7 protein-coding genes, 2 tRNA genes and 3 rRNA genes are annotated in these 18,710 nt (G+C 34.0%); 3 read left to right on the forward strand and 9 right to left on the reverse strand.

Annotated elements, in window-relative coordinates; translation table 11 throughout:
• Positions 1 to 91: 91 nt before the first annotated feature.
• From AC2GW8_RS07530 to galE, 3 genes are all read left to right on the forward strand, one after another.
• Entirely contained in the window at positions 92 to 3,826 is a 3,735-nt protein-coding gene (locus AC2GW8_RS07530; RefSeq protein ID WP_440882141.1) for a DUF2194 domain-containing protein, read from the forward strand.
• Positions 3,827 to 3,892: 66 nt separating this feature from the next.
• Positions 3,893 to 5,023, forward strand: a complete 1,131-nt coding sequence (locus tag AC2GW8_RS07535; protein ID WP_440882142.1) for a DegT/DnrJ/EryC1/StrS family aminotransferase — start codon at positions 3,893 to 3,895, stop codon at positions 5,021 to 5,023.
• 79 nt (positions 5,024 to 5,102) lie between these two features.
• Positions 5,103 to 6,113, forward strand: a complete 1,011-nt coding sequence (galE, locus tag AC2GW8_RS07540) for a UDP-glucose 4-epimerase GalE (RefSeq protein ID WP_440882143.1) — start codon at positions 5,103 to 5,105, stop codon at positions 6,111 to 6,113.
• A 56-nt stretch (positions 6,114 to 6,169) separates the two neighbouring features.
• Here galE and AC2GW8_RS07545 read toward each other — a convergent pair whose 3' ends face one another.
• The 9 genes from AC2GW8_RS07545 to AC2GW8_RS07585 all read right to left on the reverse strand — a co-directional run bounded on the left by AC2GW8_RS07545 (position 6,170) and on the right by AC2GW8_RS07585 (position 18,268).
• The gene (locus AC2GW8_RS07545) at positions 6,170 to 7,354 is read right to left on the reverse strand and encodes an acetate/propionate family kinase (protein ID WP_440882144.1); all 1,185 of its coding nucleotides are present in this window, start codon (positions 7,352 to 7,354) and stop codon (positions 6,170 to 6,172) included.
• Between the two features lie 12 nt (positions 7,355 to 7,366).
• Positions 7,367 to 9,460: a phosphate acetyltransferase gene (pta, locus tag AC2GW8_RS07550; protein WP_440882145.1), complete on the reverse strand. Its 2,094-nt coding sequence runs from the start codon at positions 9,458 to 9,460 to the stop codon at positions 7,367 to 7,369.
• 207 nt (positions 9,461 to 9,667) lie between these two features.
• Positions 9,668 to 11,002, reverse strand: a complete 1,335-nt coding sequence (locus AC2GW8_RS07555) for a hypothetical protein (RefSeq protein WP_440882146.1) — start codon at positions 11,000 to 11,002, stop codon at positions 9,668 to 9,670.
• A gap of 327 nt (positions 11,003 to 11,329) precedes the next feature.
• The gene (locus AC2GW8_RS07560; protein WP_440882147.1) at positions 11,330 to 12,685 is read right to left on the reverse strand and encodes a hypothetical protein; all 1,356 of its coding nucleotides are present in this window, start codon (positions 12,683 to 12,685) and stop codon (positions 11,330 to 11,332) included.
• Positions 12,686 to 13,066: 381 nt separating this feature from the next.
• Positions 13,067 to 13,175 (reverse strand): 5S ribosomal RNA (gene rrf, locus AC2GW8_RS07565).
• Positions 13,176 to 13,304: 129 nt separating this feature from the next.
• Positions 13,305 to 16,173 (reverse strand): 23S ribosomal RNA (locus tag AC2GW8_RS07570).
• Between the two features lie 228 nt (positions 16,174 to 16,401).
• A tRNA-Ala gene (locus AC2GW8_RS07575) sits at positions 16,402 to 16,475 on the reverse strand.
• 106 nt (positions 16,476 to 16,581) lie between these two features.
• Positions 16,582 to 16,655 (reverse strand) — tRNA-Ile (locus AC2GW8_RS07580).
• 91 nt (positions 16,656 to 16,746) lie between these two features.
• Positions 16,747 to 18,268 (reverse strand): 16S ribosomal RNA (locus tag AC2GW8_RS07585).
• The 16S, 23S and 5S rRNA genes sit together here with 2 tRNA genes alongside, the layout of an rRNA operon.
• Between the last annotated feature and the right edge of the window lie 442 nt (positions 18,269 to 18,710).

Below are 18,710 nucleotides of genomic sequence, written 5' to 3' on the forward strand. Positions count from 1 at the left end.
AATAACACCAAGAATTCTAAGACTTCGCAAAAATTATTTTAAGAGAGATTAGAAATTCCATAACTAAAAACAAGCACTAAAAATATTAAATGTGAAAAAAATAGCTGGTCAATCCATAAAATTAATTCTCGCTACGTTTCTTTTTATTTTCTCTGTCTATGGAGTCTATTTTAAAGAAAAAATCTTCTCTAAAGCAAATACTATTTCAATAGAAAAAAAATTTTCAAAAAGTAACTTTTTTATCAATAAAGAAGCTCCAATAATTAGCTTCATAGGTGATTTAGAGAGTAATGACAACGTTCTTTCTCATATCAAACAATTATGCGATTATACAAAAATTCCCTTTTCCTACATCCCCATTAAAAAAGCTACGATATCAAAAGATTTTTACATTCCCAATAGCTTAAAAATTATTTTTCTAAATAAAACAGATAATTTCCCACAAAAAATAATAGAAAAATTAGTCTGTTTCACCGCAAAAGGGGGAACTATAATAGTTACTAATACACCAGAGGATCAACGTTTAAACTATTTAATTGGTTTATCTGAAAAAAAATCATTACATAATTATAATACTTCAGCTAAAGGAATATTATTCAATAATAACTTCACTCCAAACCTAAATAATGTTGCTATTTTCGAAGATATAATTCACTATGGCCTAAACAAAAGTAGTTTTAATGAGAATGTAAAAACGGTATTAACCTCTGTAAACGATAAGAATTATCCCGTTATTCTTGAAAATAAAATTGGACTAGGGAAAGTAATTCTTTTTAATACTACTTTCGAAATTTCAAAATACGAAAGAGGTTTGATTTTCCCTTGTATTCTATCATCTCTTGAGGGTATTCCATACCCCATTGCAAATGTTAATGCTATTTTTTTGGATGATTTTCCAAGTCCTGTATATCCTTTTATAAAAGAACCTATTCTAAGTGAATATAATATTTCTAATCAAAAATTTGTTAGGGATATTTGGTGGCCAGATATGCTAGCTCTAGCAAAAAAATATAATATCAAATATACTACAACCATTATTTTTGACTACGATGAAAATGTAGAACCTCCTTTTTCATACAAACAATGGAATTTAGCCAGAGAAAATTTTATTCCCATACCTCACAAAATTACTCAAAGTGTATTGAAGGAAAACCATGAACTCGGAATTCACGGATACAATCATGTATCGCTATTAGAAAAAAGTTGGAACTATGAAAACATTATAATTGCAATGAATACTGTAAAAAAAATGTGGGATATTAGTGGATATGGTCATCATCCAATATCTTACATCCCCCCATCCAACTATATTGATAAAAAAGGTGTTATTGCTTTACATGAGGGTTTACCTTCGCTAAAATATATGTGTAGCCTATATACTGGGCATTTAAAGAAAGGAGGTGATAGAGAATTCAATCCTGAGCCTTACACACATGAAATGTTTGATTTCCCAAGAAATACCTCTGGATTTTATATGAATAATTTTAAAAAATATTTAAAAGAATCTATGTTTCTATATACTGGAATTTGGTCTCACTTCGTGCATTCTGATGATATTTATCAAATTCCTGCAATGGGAAATTTAAAAACAAAAGGGAAATTTAGTTTTAGAAATGAATTAGGGCTAAATTGGAGAAAAATAAATAACCAAAATCAACCTGGAATGCTAACTGCCTTTGAGGAGTTGATAAAAAAACATTGTGAAAATTATCCATTAACTAAATTTCCCGATGTGAAAAATGGAGGAAAGTTAGTCGCTGATTTAAGAGCTGATGATTTCAAACATAAAATAATTGATGAATTCTATTCTGTTCAAAATTTAACTTCCTCAGAAAAAGAGCACAATTGGTTTGTTTATACTTCGAAAAGCAAATCAAACCAACTATTTCAATACTTAAAAAACAATAATTATATATTTTCTAAAACCACTTTATTCGAGGGTTTTATTGTAAATATAAAAACATCGAATGGAAAAATTAGCATTCCTATACTGAATAGAAGGTATAATAATTTTGACAAAGAATATTATTTATCTGAATATCGTAATTACCTCAATCATAAAGAAACTTCAAGAGACTTATTAAAAAAGAAAATAGAATCATTAAGAAAAAAAATATTTCAACAGACTAAATTATCAATCGATACTTGGAAGGAATACGCAAAATATTCTTCATGGACAAAAGAAGAGCTTATTTTTTGGAATGATTTAGAAAGCTACTATTACAAGCACCAAAATTATGAAGCCTCTTCCTTATCTGAAGCTATGGCTAAAATTATTTGGTATCCTTCGGAAAAAATTAGAACAAACTGGTTACAACGAAAAATAATAACAGCTGACAGTCTTCAATTAAAAATTAAGCTATTGAAAGATTATATTAAAAATAATAATACTAAAAATAATATAGAATCAATTCAAAAAAAATTAAAATTGATTGCAGAGTTAAATCCAAGTATTGAAAATAGAATTGCCTTTATTTCTTCCTATTTATGGAATAACAGTAGTGATAAATTAGCAGTCCTTCTGAAAATACCATTAAGCACTAAATACAAATATTTTGCTAGTGAACTAGCTTGGTACTTTTATGAGCAAGGTTATTTATTAAAAGCTTTAGAATGGGCATCGATTTCAAATAAAATAACAATTGACACGCAAATGCACTGGTTATTTGAAGCAAAAAAATACAAGCAATTAAACTCTTTTTATTTAACATACAAATATAAGTCTGAAGATGAAAAGTTAATCGCAGACAAAACAATGATTGACCTTTATCTTGCTAGGGATATGTTTATGAAAGCTTGGGAAATTGCCACTAAAATTCCCAATTCTCATCATGAATACAAATCTATCCAAAAAAAAATGAATGTATTTTATCTTTACCAAGATAGAAATATTCACAAAAAACTAGTAAACGATGACTCATTTTTATATAAAAAAATAAGAGATAGCATTCATCGAATAGTTATGTTAGAAGAAAATAACCTCTATAATTTTGAATCTTCTTTGACTACCAATAGAAACGATATAAACAACTTTGATAAAAAAATCACTTATAGTTTTGTTAACAGGAAACAAAATGCACATAACTTTTCTTTTACACAATCATCTGTGAATGATATTATGAATAATAAAGAGGAAAATATTTCACTATATGGGTTTAATTATAAGTTTGAAAGTTCAAGATTATTTAATCAACAATTTCAATATTCAGGTTCATTTGGTTTTGAAACCGATAGAAACAAGTATTTTTATAATTTTAATACTCAAATTAATTATAATGTAGCTAATAGTTTTTTATCAGCTGAATATACAGCTACTCCTCTCAGAAATAATATTGGTCTTGAAAATTATATGTATGCTAACACCCTGAATATATATTATGAAAAAAACTTTGAAAATAAAATCAATGCATCATCATTTCTTGAAGGGAATTATTACACCGACGACAATTTTGACACAACCATATCTTTATCTGTAAACTACCCCATCATCAATTATGGAGGTAATACTTTCAGAACAGTTCTTGAAAGCTCACATTCATTCGGATCAACCAATTCGGAAGGAATTCCTTATTGGATGACAATTAATAGACATTTTTCAGGAGGAGGGCTACAATACCAGTTAAATTCTGATATTGACAAAACATTCATACTTATTGATGGTATGTATTTCTATGATAGTTACTCATCTTACTTTTCTAGATATCGAGCAAAGATTAATTTTCATTTACAAAAATATTTTACTGTAAACTTTAATGGGGAACTATATAATCACGATTTATACTACTCAAATACACTTAATATTGGATTATCATATTATATACACTAAACAACTTAATTGAATTCATATAAAGACAGATTATAGTTGTATTTTTGATATGATAAAACGCATATAATGAAAAAAATACAAATGGTTGACTTACAAGGTCAATATCAAAAGATCAAAGACGTTGTTAATACATCATTTGAGGAGATATTAAACTCTTCAGCATATATAAATGGTCCATATGTCAAAGAATTTCAATCTGACTTGGAAAAATATTTAAATGTTAAACATGCTATTCCTTGCGCAAATGGCACAGATGCATTACAAATTGCAATGATGGCTCTTGGTTTAAAGCCAGGTGATGAAGTTATTACTGTTGATTTTACTTTTGCAGCTTCTGTTGAAGTCATTGGACTATTAAGATTAACTCCTGTTTTGGTGGATGTAGAAGTGGATACTTTCAATATGAATATTGAAGCTTTAAAAAGATCAATTACTCCTAAAACTAAAGCTATAGTACCTGTTCATTTGTTCGGGCAATGTGCAAATATGGAAGCAATACTTGAAATTGCTAAAGAACATGATTTATTTGTTATCGAAGATAATGCTCAAGCAATAGGTGCTAACTATACTTTTAGTGATGGGACGGTAAAGAAAGCCGGAACAATTGGTCATGTTGGAACAACTTCATTTTTTCCTTCAAAAAATTTAGGTTGTTATGGAGATGGAGGAGCTATTTTCACTGATAATGATAATCTTGCACATAAGCTAAGAGGAATCGTAAACCATGGAATGTATAAAAGATATTACCATGATGTAGTTGGCGTAAACTCTCGATTAGATAGTTTGCAAGCTGCTGTTTTAAAGGCAAAATTACCTTACCTAGATAGCTATTGTAATACTAGAAAAAAAGCTGCTGAATTTTATTCAAACGCATTCAAAGATCATCCGAATATTATTACTCCGAAAATCAGTAAATTTTCAACTCATGTCTTTCATCAATACACACTAAGAATTACTAACCAGAGAAGAGATGAACTTCATAAGTACCTGATTGATAAAAATATTCCAAATGCTATTTATTATCCCGTTCCACTTCATGCCCAAAAAGCTTATAAGAATAGTCGTTATAATGAAAAGGACTTCACTGGTACAAATCAATTAGTTAATGAAGTTATTTCATTGCCTATGCATACAGAGCTTGATGCTGAACAGTTAAATTTTATAAGTCAAGCTGTTTTAACTTTTTTAAATAAATAAAACATAAATTAAAAACATACATGCCTAATTAAAATTAAAACCCTATTTTTTTTCCTTCAACCTCTAAAAATTAAAAAATATGAACAATATTCTAGTAACAGGTGGATTAGGCTTTATCGGCTCACATACTGTTGTAGAGCTCCATAACGTTGGCTTTAATGTTATCATTGTAGATGATTTATCCAACTCAAGAATAGAAGTCCTAGATAATATCACTCAAATTACAGGTAAAAAACCAGACTTTCATCAATTAGATCTAAAAAATAAATCTGACGTAAAGAAATTATTTGAAACCACTAAAATTGACGGAATTATCCACTTTGCTGCATTTAAAGCGGTTGGTGAAAGTGTTGAAAAGCCATTAGATTATTATGAAAATAATATATCCAGTTTAGTTTATATCTTGCAAGAAATTAGAGATCGAAATATAGATAATTTTATATTTAGCTCATCATGTACTGTTTATGGTCAGGCTGATGAATTACCTATCACAGAAAAAGCACCAATAAAAGTTGCAGAGTCACCTTATGGAAATACTAAACAAATTGGAGAAGAAATTATACGTGAATCTTGCGCTGCTTATAATTTTAATGCAATTGCATTACGTTATTTCAATCCAATTGGCGCACATGAAAGCATAAAAATTGGGGAGTTACCATTAGGGGTTCCTCAAAACCTGATTCCTTTTGTTACCCAAACTGCTGTAGGAATAAGAAAGGAACTTTCTATTTTTGGTGATGATTATCCTACTGAAGATGGAACAGCCATAAGAGACTATATTCATGTCGTTGATTTAGCAAAAGCCCATATTGCTGCACTTAAACGATTGTTAAATAAAAAGAACAAAACTAACTTTGAATTTTTCAATGTGGGTACAGGTAAAGGTAGTTCTGTTTTAGATGTTGTTAAATCTTTTGAAAAAGTATCTTCTAAAAAATTGAACTATAAAATTGTTGGCAGAAGAAATGGTGATATTACCGCTGCTTATGCAGATACAACACTTGCAAAAAAAGAGCTTAACTGGCAATCTGAAAAAACTCTAGACGATGCTTTAGAGTCTGCTTGGAAATGGCAACAAAATCAATCATAAAAAAAAGCTTCAAGTTTAAATAACTTGAAGCTTTTTTTATAATTTCTTTAACTTTGCTACTTAAGTAACTCAAATGCTTGATTAGCGATCTCCAACTCCTCATTTGTTGGAATAACGAGTACTTTTACTGGAGATTCTTCTGTGTTAATTTCTGTAAGCTTTTTAAATCGTTGGGCGTTTATTTTCTCGTCTAATAAGATTCCTAAGCCTTCCATCTCTTTACATATTAACGCTCTCATTTTCTCTGAATTTTCTCCTACTCCTGCAGTGAAAATAATAGCATCTAATCCATTTAAAGCAGCAAAATAAGAACCAATATATTTCTTCACTCTGTAAGCGTTCATTTCCAATGCTAAAAGACAACGCTTATCTCCATTATTAGCTTCTGTCTCAATATCTCTTAAATCACTGAAACCTGTTAACCCTAGCATTCCACTTTCTTTTTGAAGTATATTATTAACTTCTTCTGCAGTATAGCCAAGCGAATCAATAAGATAAAAAATTAGGCTGTGATCAATATCACCACTTCTAGTTCCCATAATTAAACCTGTAGCAGGACCAAAACCAAGACTATGATCAATACTCCTTCCATCATTAATTGCTGTCACACTACAACCATTTCCTAAATGTATAGTTATAATTTTTGACTTTTTTTTATTCAAATATTCAATAGCTTGCTCGGAAACAAATTTGTGGCTAGTTCCATGAAACCCATACAAACGAACATTATTATCCTCAAAAAAATGATTAGGTATTGCATATTTATAGGCTTTTTCTGGAATTGTTTGATGAAATGAGGTGTCAAAAACGGCAATTTGACGTGCCTCTCTGAAAAGATCTTCAGCCACATTAATGCCTTCTAAATTTGCTGGATTATGTAGTGGTGCTAAATAGAATAACTCTCTAATTTTATTTTTTACTTCTTGATTTACTTCTTTAGTTTCTGTGAAAGAAACCCCTCCATGAACCACTCTGTGACCTACAACTTTAATTTCACTAGTAGAATTAATGACTCCGTTTTTCTTATCAAGCAACATCTTTACTACCTTTTCAAGACCTTTTTTATGATTCTCTATATTTGTAACTTCTTCTATATATTCATCTGCTACTTCATATTGGACCTTACTGTTCTCTAACCCTATTCTTTCAACTATCCCTGAACATATGACCTGCTGGTCGGGCATCATAAACAATTGATATTTAATTGAAGAGCTTCCTGAATTTATTACTAAAATTTTCATTTTTTAAACGTTTTATCCTTGTGCCTGTATAGCCGTTAGTATAACTGTATTAAAAATATCATCAACTGTACACCCTCTACTTAAATCATTAACTGGTTTATTCAAACCTTGTAACATCGGACCTATTGCTAATGCACCAGTTTCTCTCTGAACGGCTTTATAGGTATTGTTTCCTGTATTTAGATCTGGAAATATCAACACATTTGCCTGCCCAGCTACCTCCGAGTTAGGCATTTTTTTCTTCCCTACTGATGGATCTACAGCAGCATCATACTGAATAGGGCCTTCAACTTTTAGGTCGGATCTTCTTTTTAAAACAATCTGCATTGCTTCTCTTACCTTATCAACATCTTCTCCCTTTCCAGAAGCTCCTGATGAATATGACAATAAAGCTATTTTAGGATCTATTCCAAATGCAATACTCGTATCTGCTGCTGAAATAGCAATTTCAGCTAACTCATCTGCAGTTGGATTAGGGTTAATAGCGCAATCACCAAAAATTGATACTCTATCTTCCAAACACATAAAAAATATAGAAGAAACTACAGAAAAGCCTGGTTTAGTTTTCACAAATTGTAATGCAGGTTTTATTGTATGCTGGGTTGTATGGGCTGCCCCTGACACCATACCATCTACATACCCTTTATATACCATCATTGTACCAAAATACGAAACATCTGCCATCAAATCCTCTGCCATAGCTAAATTTATTCCTTTATGTTTTCTTAGCTCATAAAGTGTAAGCGCAAAATCTTTAAAATAGTCTGAATTTATTGGATTTATGATTCGTGTTTTTTTAAAGTCAAATGAAATATTTAACCTTTTAATAGAAGCTTCTATGTTGATTTTATTACCTAAAATTGTGAGATCTATTAAATCATTTTTTTGAAGCTGAGATGTTGCTATTAATATACGGTCATCGGCTCCCTCAGGTAATACAATATGTTTTCTTTCCTTTTTAGCCATTTGTAAAAGGTTATACTGAAACATACTAGGTGTTACAACATTTGACTTTTTATAACTAACTAATTTCTCTTTTAATGTTGTCGTATTTACATATGTTTCAAACATGTTTATCGACATCTTTATTTTACTTTGATTATCCGCGTAAATATGTGATCGAATAGTACCTAACTTCGCTGTAACACTAAATGTACCTTCTTGTACCCACAATATAGGAACAATTTTTTCTAGCCCTTTAATAAGCTTTATTACCGACGAACTTAAATCAATACCACCTGTTAAAATAATAGCAGAAACAGAAGGGTAGTTACTTGATATATTTGCTTGTAATGTTCCAAGTAAAATATCTGATCTATCTGCAGGAGTCACAACAACGCAATCATCAGTTAAATGATTTAAAAATTTAGATAAATGCATTGCTCCAACTTTAATATCTCCAGTAGTATTATTAAGATATTTATCTCCAAATAACACGTTACCATCAATACCCTTTAAAATCTCTTTTATTGATGGATTATTTAATTTGTTGTCTACTGGTATTGCATTTATTGATACAGACTTGGGTAAACTAGCTCCAACTTTTTGTAAAATAATAGGTATATTTTTTTCTTGTACTTTATTAGCTACAACAGCTATAACTTCTACGTCTTTATTCGTAAAAGAATCGTACGTTAAACGTAATCCCTGAATAAAATCTAATAAGCTTTTTCCATTCCCTCCTGAGACAATAATTACGGGAACTCCTAGATTTTTAGCTATTAAGATATTTAAATCCATTTCTATAATTGCTGCATGATCAGAAAAATCTGATCCTTCAATTATTATATAATCAAACTTTTCTTCAAGTTTTTTATATTTCTCTATGATTTTATTGATAACTTCATCCTCTTCTCCCTGATTAATTTTATTAACCAACTCTGAACGTGTATAAGCGTATGAATCTTCATAATCTATACTAAGATTAAAATAAGTTAAAACGGTATTGATATGGTTATCTTTGATTCCCATATCAGGATTATCGATTATAGGCCTAAAATAGCCAACCTTAGGATGGTTTCTAAGTTGTAATTGCATCAATCCAAGGGTAAGCATAGACTTACCAGAATTAGTTTCTGATGCTGCTATATATATTGCTTTATTCATGGTTTAGGAGATAAGTATAATTAAATGTGTTTTTATAGGTATACGAACTAAAAAACTCATTTTAATAGGAAATGAGAAATTCAGATACAAAGATAATAAACGTCCTTTTCTAAAAATAGTATAACTCTAAAGTAAAGTTAAAAATATCAACAAAAACCAGTGAAATAATTTCACTGGTTTTTGTTTTATAAACATAACATTATCATTTTACCTTACTTGATAATTTTTCAAATAGAACTCAATATTTCCGAGTTTTCTAATAGTATAATTTCTTCCATCTATATTTTTAGTTCCGTAGCCAAGACCTCCAAAATTGGAACCTAAAACCTGTTCTCTTAACATTTTTTTATTCGCATGAAACTTACTGTCATTGATACCAATATGCCCGGATAAACGAACTTCTTGTAAGCCTCCATTAACTTCGCAATTTAATGATGGAAGCTTAAATTCTCCAGTAAGGAGTTCTTCTAAACCTATATCAAAATTAGCATTACATAAAGCCGTTGCTAAAACATCAAAATCTATTGATACATCGTCAAAGTGAAAATGATGCTTTGAGACTGCTATAAACTCTACCTCTCTTTCTAGCCTTGTCCAATCATTATCAAAATCTTGATTATATGAAACCCAATTTCTAAATTTTATATCCCAAAGAGAGACAAAATGTTCAGATCTAACCATAGAAGTTGGACTTGGATTCGGCGTATCATAATCAGCCCCTCCTGTAGCTAATACAATTTTAGAACCTAAACCAAATATATCTACATGATCTCCCCATGATAATCTTATTTCTGGTATAATTGTACTTATAATACTATTTTGCCATTCACCATCTATAGATTGATTAGTTGTGATCTCATTGGTTCTTTTTTGATAAATTTTATTTTTCGAAACTTTATTTCTTTTATACTGTGTTAGAATTAAATCATCTAACTCTTGGTCTACTGGTAAAATTATCAATGTCGGATTTTTTAAGATATAATTATAGTCTACCTTATCAACCTTTTTAACCAAAATACCATTTTGATAAACAAACCCTTCATTATGCTTAACATTATTCAGAGGAGCATATGATACGGTAATACTATTCATATTTCCTGTTGCAGAGTGAATTTTTTCAAAAGGAAAAAATAATTCAAATTCATAAAACTCTCCATTTGACTTATTATTATTCAATTCGTTAATTAAAGACTTTGATGTCAAATTTTTCTTTGATTTGGTGAAATATCTCTCACTTTTTTTCGATTTACTACTTTTTCCTAATAAAGAAGCAAAACTTATAACGTCTAAATTAGGATCAAATAGCTTATTCATAGAAGAAGTGATCTCATTTAGGACATGCTCCTTTGAAGTAACTAATTGGCCAACCTTATTTGCCAGCTTAGACATCTTTTTCTTTTGAAGGATTTGTTCGCTAGTTAAGCTAATTTGAACTTCAGAATCTGGTATTAATTGAGCTTCTTTTTCTGAACATGACGCTAAAATAAATGTGGTGAAAATTGTAATGTAAAATTCACCTTTTGTTAAAAAATTTAAATTCATTATTTGATATTTTATTTTGTTTAATGCCACAAACTTAAAGAAGGTAAGTAGAGAAAATTCAATGTAGGACTAGTGAGGTGTTTATTGGCATAAAAAAAATAGTAAATGTCTAAAAAGAGAATATTAAGAAGAGTAATTATTAATATTAATAATGAAAAATAACAAATACTACTCGAGAAATTAGTAGTATCTAATACAATAAGTAATTTAAAATAAGTAAAAATCATAATCAATATTTTTTCATTTTAGATTATAATTATACTCACATAAAAAAGCCAATAAAAGAACTTTTACTGGCTTTTTAAAAAATAAGTCGATCAGTAATTATTATTTAATTTCGTAATTTCTAAGATAGAACTCAATATTACCTAACTTTCTAATGCTATAACTATTTCCATTAACGTTTCTTGTACCATAGCCAATCCCACCAAAATTAGAACCAATAACTTGTTCTCTTAACATCTTTTTATTTGCATGAAATTTACTATTATCAATAGCGATACGTCCTGATAAACGAATTTCTCTTAATCCTCCATTTACAGTACAATTTAATGAAGGTAACTCGAAATTACCATTAAGAAGATCATCTAAACTAATATTAAAACTAGCATCACAAACAGCTGTAGCAGAAACATCAAAATCAACATTAACATCTTGAAAAATAAATAAATGTTTAGATGCTGCAACGAACTCAACTTCTCTCTCTAATCTAGTCCAATCATTATCAAAGTCTTGATAATAAGGAACCCAATTTCTAAACATAACATCCCAAAAAGACACAAAATGTGGTGGTCTTACTTGGGTAATAGGACTTGGTCTTGGTGTATCGTAATCAGATCCTCCAGTAGCTAATATAATTCTAGAACCTAAACTAAACATATCTATATGCTCACCCCAAGACAATCTTATTTCAGGTATCATAGTACTAATTATACTTTGTTGCCATTCATCATCAATAGGTAAGTTTTCTGTGATCTCATTGACTCTCCTTTGAGCCCTTTGCTTAGCTCTATTTTTTTCTTTTTTATATTGCTTCTCAAGGAGTGTATCTAAATTATTATCTATTGGTAAAATTACCAATGTAGGATTAGCTAGTACATAATTATGATCTACTTTTAAAATTTTATCTACCAATTTACCATTTTCATAAATAAAACCTTTATTATAATTACCCCCTCCTAAAGGTGCATATGAAACTGTAATTCTACTTAAATTACCTTGTTCACTATGCATTTTTTCAAGTGGAAAAAATAATTGAAAATCCTTGTTATTGAGAATTTCAAACCTATGTTTAGCTTTAGTAATAGATAATTCTCTAATCAGAGACTTTGATACTAAATCATCTTTTCCTTTTGCAAATGATCGTTCTATTTTCTTTGCATTACTTGAATTACCAAGTAGAGAAGAGAAACTTATTGCATCTAAGTTAGGATCATACATCTTATTCATAGAAGAGGATATTTCCGTAAGAATATTATTATTAGATGTTACCAACTCTCCTACTACTTTTGCAATTTCTATCATCTTTTTCTTTTGTAGGAGCTGTTCATCACTTAAAGTTGAACTTGACTCTGATTCGGAAACTGTTTCAACTTCATTTTCTGTACAAGAAACAAAAATGGAAAGTGCAATTGCAGTAATCAGTACCTTTCTTTTTGTTAAAAAATCTAGTTTTAATTTCATAATTAAATATTTTATTTTGTTTTAGTGATGCTAAATTATAAAAAATAAACATAAAGCATAATTATTATTAAATTTTTGTAAAAAAACTAAGTTTTAATACAATTAATTATTTAAAAACAAATAAAAACAAATAAAATATAAAAAAAACACAAAAAATAAAATCGAAATTAGAGCCACATTATCAACAACTTAAAAAATATCTATTGATAAATCTTTACATGAAGTCCAAGGTAACTTGGGCTTTTTTAATAATTAGATTTTTCTTTACATGACAGTGTGTAAATATTGGTAAGTTCTATAATAAGGCTATTGTATTTCGTGAAGTAAAAAGTAACGTATAAAAAAACTCCTCATTACAAAATGTAATGAGGAGTTTTAAAAGAAAGGCAACGACCTACTCTCCCACCTGTGGCAGTACCATCGGCGCTAATGGGCTTAACTTCTCTGTTCGGAATGGTAAGAGGTGAGCCCCATTGCTATAATCACCTTAAATTGTTTCAGTATATTTCAACTGTATAAGTTAACATATTGCTAAAATCATATCGCTTATTCAAATATTTATAAAACTATTTGAACATAAAGAGTATCCTTCCCGAACTCCTAAAAGTTCGGGAGGAACGTACATAAGCCTATGGGTTATTAGTACTACTCGGCTACATACATTACTGCACTTACACCTATAGCCTATCAACGTGGTCATCTCCCACGACCCTTTAAAGAAATCTCATCTTGTGGTGGGTTTCGCGCTTATATGCTTTCAGCGCTTATCCCTTCCGAACGTAGCTACTCAGCAGTGCCCCTGGCGAGACAACTGATACACTAGAGGTTCGTCCAACTCGGTCCTCTCGTACTAAAGTCAGATCCACTCAAATTTCTAACGCCCACAGCAGATAGAGACCGAACTGTCTCACGACGTTCTGAACCCAGCTCGCGTGCCACTTTAATGGGCGAACAGCCCAACCCTTGGGACCTTCTCCAGCCCCAGGATGTGACGAGCCGACATCGAGGTGCCAAACCCCCCCGTCGATGTGAGCTCTTGGGGGAGATCAGCCTGTTATCCCCGGAGTACCTTTTATCCTTTGAGCGATGGCCCTTCCATTCGGAACCACCGGATCACTATGCTCTACTTTCGTACCTGATCGACCTGTATGTCTCTCAGTCAAGCTCCCTTATGCCATTGCACTCTACGCACGGTTACCAAGCGTGCTGAGGGAACCTTTAGAAGCCTCCGTTACTCTTTTGGAGGCGACCACCCCAGTCAAACTACCCACCACGCACTGTTCTCATCACTGAGTTAGGCTCTAGATAAGCAAAGGGTGGTATTTCAAGGTTGACTCCACAACCCCTAGCGAGGCCGCTTCAATGTCTCCCACCTATCCTACACATTACTTATCCAAAGTCAATACGAAGCTATAGTAAAGGTTCACGGGGTCTTTTCGTCCCGCTGCGGGTAATCGGCATCTTCACCGATACTACAATTTCACCGAGCTCATGGCTGAGACAGTATCCAGATCGTTGCACCATTCGTGCAGGTCGGAACTTACCCGACAAGGAATTTCGCTACCTTAGGACCGTTATAGTTACGGCCGCCGTTTACTGGGGCTTCATTTGAGATCTTCGCCGAAGCTAAACCCTCCACTTAACCTTCCAGCACCGGGCAGGTGTCAGGCCTTATACATCATCTTTCAATTTAGCAAAGCCCTGTGTTTTTGATAAACAGTCGCCTGGATCTTTTCACTGCGGCCAGCATTACTGCTGGCGACCTTTCTCCCGAAGTTACAGGTCTATTTTGCCTAGTTCCTTAGCCATGAATCTCTCGAGCACCTTAGAATTCTCATCCCAACTACCTGTGTCGGTTTACGGTACGGGTTCTTATAAACTGAAGCTTAGAGGTTTTTCTTGGAAGTTCTTAACCGCACTATCCACGCTTCCGAAGAGTTGTGGTACTATCACACTTCAGCTAAGTCTGCGGATTTGCCTACAGTCCTAATACCTACATGTTTCAACGAGCTATTCCGTCAGCTCGCGGCGGGTTCATTACTCCGTCACCCCATCGCATTTATAAGAAGTACAGGAATATTAACCTGTTGTCCATCGACTACTCCTTTCGGATTCGCCTTAGGTCCCGACTAACCCTCAGCTGATTAGCATCGCTGAGGAAACCTTAGTCTTTCGGTGTGCGGGTTTCTCACCCGCATTATCGTTACTTATGCCTACATTTTCTTTTCTATACGTTCCAGAAAACCTTACAGTTCGCCTTCAACACATATAGAATGCTCCCCTACCACTTTTAAAAGTCCATAGCTTCGGTAATATGTTTATGCCCGATTATTATCCATGCAAAACCGCTCGACTAGTGAGCTGTTACGCACTCTTTAAATGAATGGCTGCTTCCAAGCCAACATCCTAGCTGTCTAAGCAGTTTCACCTCGTTTTTTCAACTTAACATATATTTGGGGACCTTAGCTGATGGTCTGGGTTCTTTCCCTCTCGGACATGGACCTTAGCACCCATGCCCTCACTGCTGATAAACATTTTATAGCATTCGGAGTTTGTCAGGAATTGGTAGGCGGTGAAGCCCCCGCATCCAATCAGTAGCTCTACCTCTATAAAACTTTTAATCAACGCTGCACCTAAATGCATTTCGGGGAGTACGAGCTATTTCCGAGTTTGATTGGCCTTTCACCCCTACCCACAGGTCATCCAAAGACTTTTCAACGTCAACTGGTTCGGTCCTCCACTGTGTGTTACCACAGCTTCAACCTGCCCATGGGTAGATCACTCGGTTTCGCGTCTACTACTACTAACTTAACCGCCCTATTCAGACTCGCTTTCGCTTCGGCTCCGAACCTTAAATTCTTAACCTTGCTAGTAACAGTAACTCGTAGGCTCATTATGCAAAAGGCACGCCGTCACCACGAATGGCTCCGACCGCTTGTAGGCGTACGGTTTCAGGTTCTATTTCACTCCCTTACTTAGGGTTCTTTTCACCTTTCCCTCACGGTACTAGTTCACTATCGGTCTTTCAGGAGTATTTAGCCTTAGCGGATGGTCCCGCCAGATTCATACAGGATTACACGTGTCCCGCACTACTCAGGATACTACTATCTCTTCTTCGATTACCTATACGAGACTATCACTCTCTTTGGTTAGTCTTTCCAAACTATTCTAGTTCTCTTAAATTCGAATATTGTAGTCCTACAACCCCAATACTGCCGTAACAATATTGGTTTGGGCTATTCCGCGTTCGCTCGCCACTACTAGCGGAATCACTTTTGTTTTCTTCTCCTCCGGGTACTTAGATGTTTCAGTTCTCCGGGTTTGCTCACCTTGCGGTGTGATATATCTTCAATATACCGGGTTGCCCCATTCGGAAATTTACGGATCATAATGTATGTGCCACTCCCCGTAACTTATCGCAGCTTATCGCGTCCTTCTTCGCCTCTGAAAGCCTAGGCATCCTCCATACGCCCTTATTTAGCTTATTGTACTTTTTGCTTCCGATATTAATCGGAAACGAGCTCTTTATAATTCTTAATTATATTTTTATAAAAATATATCGTTAGATACTTAAATCTAACGCTCTATCTTGATTCTTTACGATATCATTTTACCAATATGTCAATGAACTTGTGCCGAGTCAGAACTGATAAATATTTCAGTTACCAACCTGGTATAATACCTTGTGATAATAATTATCTATAGGTATTATCTAGTGGAGAATATCGGAGTCGAACCGATGACCTCTTGCGTGCAAGGCAAGCGCTCTAGCCAGCTGAGCTAATCCCCCATGTACTTCTAGTATGAGGCTTAACTATTGAGTTATGAGTCGTTAAACATTCTCAACATAACCCGCTTCTAGAATTTCCTTTAACTAAATACCAAACAAAAAAAAGTAGTCTTGGGCAGGCTCGAACTGCCGACCTCTACATTATCAGTGTAGCGCTCTAACCAGCTGAGCTACAAGACTATTTAAGATCTGATCTTAGTCTTTTTTATTTTAAAATTAACAGCAGAGTAAAATTACACTTCCTTCTGTAACTTAACACCATCTTCTCTAGAAAGGAGGTGTTCCAGCCGCACCTTCCGGTACGGCTACCTTGTTACGACTTAGCCCTAGTTACTAGTTTTACCCTAGGCAGCTCCTTGCGGTAACCGACTTCAGGCACCCCCAGCTTCCATGGCTTGACGGGCGGTGTGTACAAGGCCCGGGAACGTATTCACCGGATCATGGCTGATATCCGATTACTAGCGATTCCAGCTTCACGGAGTCGAGTTGCAGACTCCGATCCGAACTGTGATATGGTTTATAGATTCGCTCCTATTCGCATAGTGGCTGCTCATTGTCCATACCATTGTAGCACGTGTGTGGCCCAGGACGTAAGGGCCGTGATGATTTGACGTCATCCCCACCTTCCTCACGGTTTGCACCGGCAGTCTCGCTAGAGTCCTCAGCTTTACCTGCTAGCAACTAACGATAGGGGTTGCGCTCGTTATAGGACTTAACCTGACACCTCACGGCACGAGCTGACGACAACCATGCAGCACCTTGTGAAATGTCCGAAGAAAAAGCTATCTCTAGCCCTGTCATTCCACATTTAAGCCCTGGTAAGGTTCCTCGCGTATCATCGAATTAAACCACATGCTCCACCGCTTGTGCGGGCCCCCGTCAATTCCTTTGAGTTTCAATCTTGCGATCGTACTCCCCAGGTGGGACACTTATCACTTTCGCTTAGTCACTGAATCTAAATCCAACAACTAGTGTCCATCGTTTACGGCGTGGACTACCAGGGTATCTAATCCTGTTCGCTCCCCACGCTTTCGTCCATGAGCGTCAGTATATACGTAGTAGACTGCCTTCGCAATCGGTATTCTGTGTAATATCTATGCATTTCACCGCTACACTACACATTCTATCTACTTCCGTATAACTCAAGTCAACCAGTATCAAAGGCAGTTCTACAGTTAAGCTGTAGGATTTCACCTCTGACTTAATTGACCGCCTGCGGACCCTTTAAACCCAATGATTCCGGATAACGCTTGCACCCTCCGTATTACCGCGGCTGCTGGCACGGAGTTAGCCGGTGCTTATTCTTACGGTACCGTCAAGGTCGTACACGTACGACTGTTTCTTCCCGTATAAAAGCAGTTTACAACCCATAGGGCAGTCTTCCTGCACGCGGCATGGCTGGTTCAGGCTTGCGCCCATTGACCAATATTCCTCACTGCTGCCTCCCGTAGGAGTCTGGTCCGTGTCTCAGTACCAGTGTGGGGGATAATCCTCTCAGACCCCCTACCTATCGTTGCCATGGTAAGCCGTTACCTCACCATCTAGCTAATAGGACGCATAGTCATCTTGTACCAATAAATCTTTAATATACAACCGATGCCAATCATATATATTATGGAGTATTAATCTTCATTTCTAAAGGCTATCCTCCTGTACAAGGTAGATTCTATACGCGTTACGCACCCGTGCGCCGGTCGTCAGCAAGTAGCAAGCTACTCCTGTTACCCCTCGACTTGCATGTGTTAAGCCTGCCGCTAGCGTTCATCCTGAGCCAGGATCAAACTCTTCATTGTATAATCTTTAATATTATTTAATGTCAAGTCTTCAAAAGAATTTTCAAGTGGTAAACCCTAAAGCTTACCGTGGTAATTCTACTCTAATTACGCTGTCAATTTCAATATTTTCAATGAACTTGTTAACCCAAAATAATTAATATAATCTCAATCAATATCTCAAATTAAACTCTTGTAGAAATGCTAGAATCGAACTAACTGATAAACTAATTATCATTCCAAAATTTCTGTGATCGTATCGCTCTCCGTAAGCGGATGCAAAACTAAAAACTTTTTTAAAAATAACAAACATTTTTGAAAGTTTTTTTAGTTTTTTTCAGAACAGCCGAAGTCAAATTAAAACCTCAAACAAACTAAAAAAAAGTAAATAATTGCTACTACCCCCTTTATAACTCTAAAACAACATGCTAAATCAATGAACTTGCTAACCCTTTTACTATGC

It is taken from the genome of Tenacibaculum profundi, assembly GCF_057162725.1.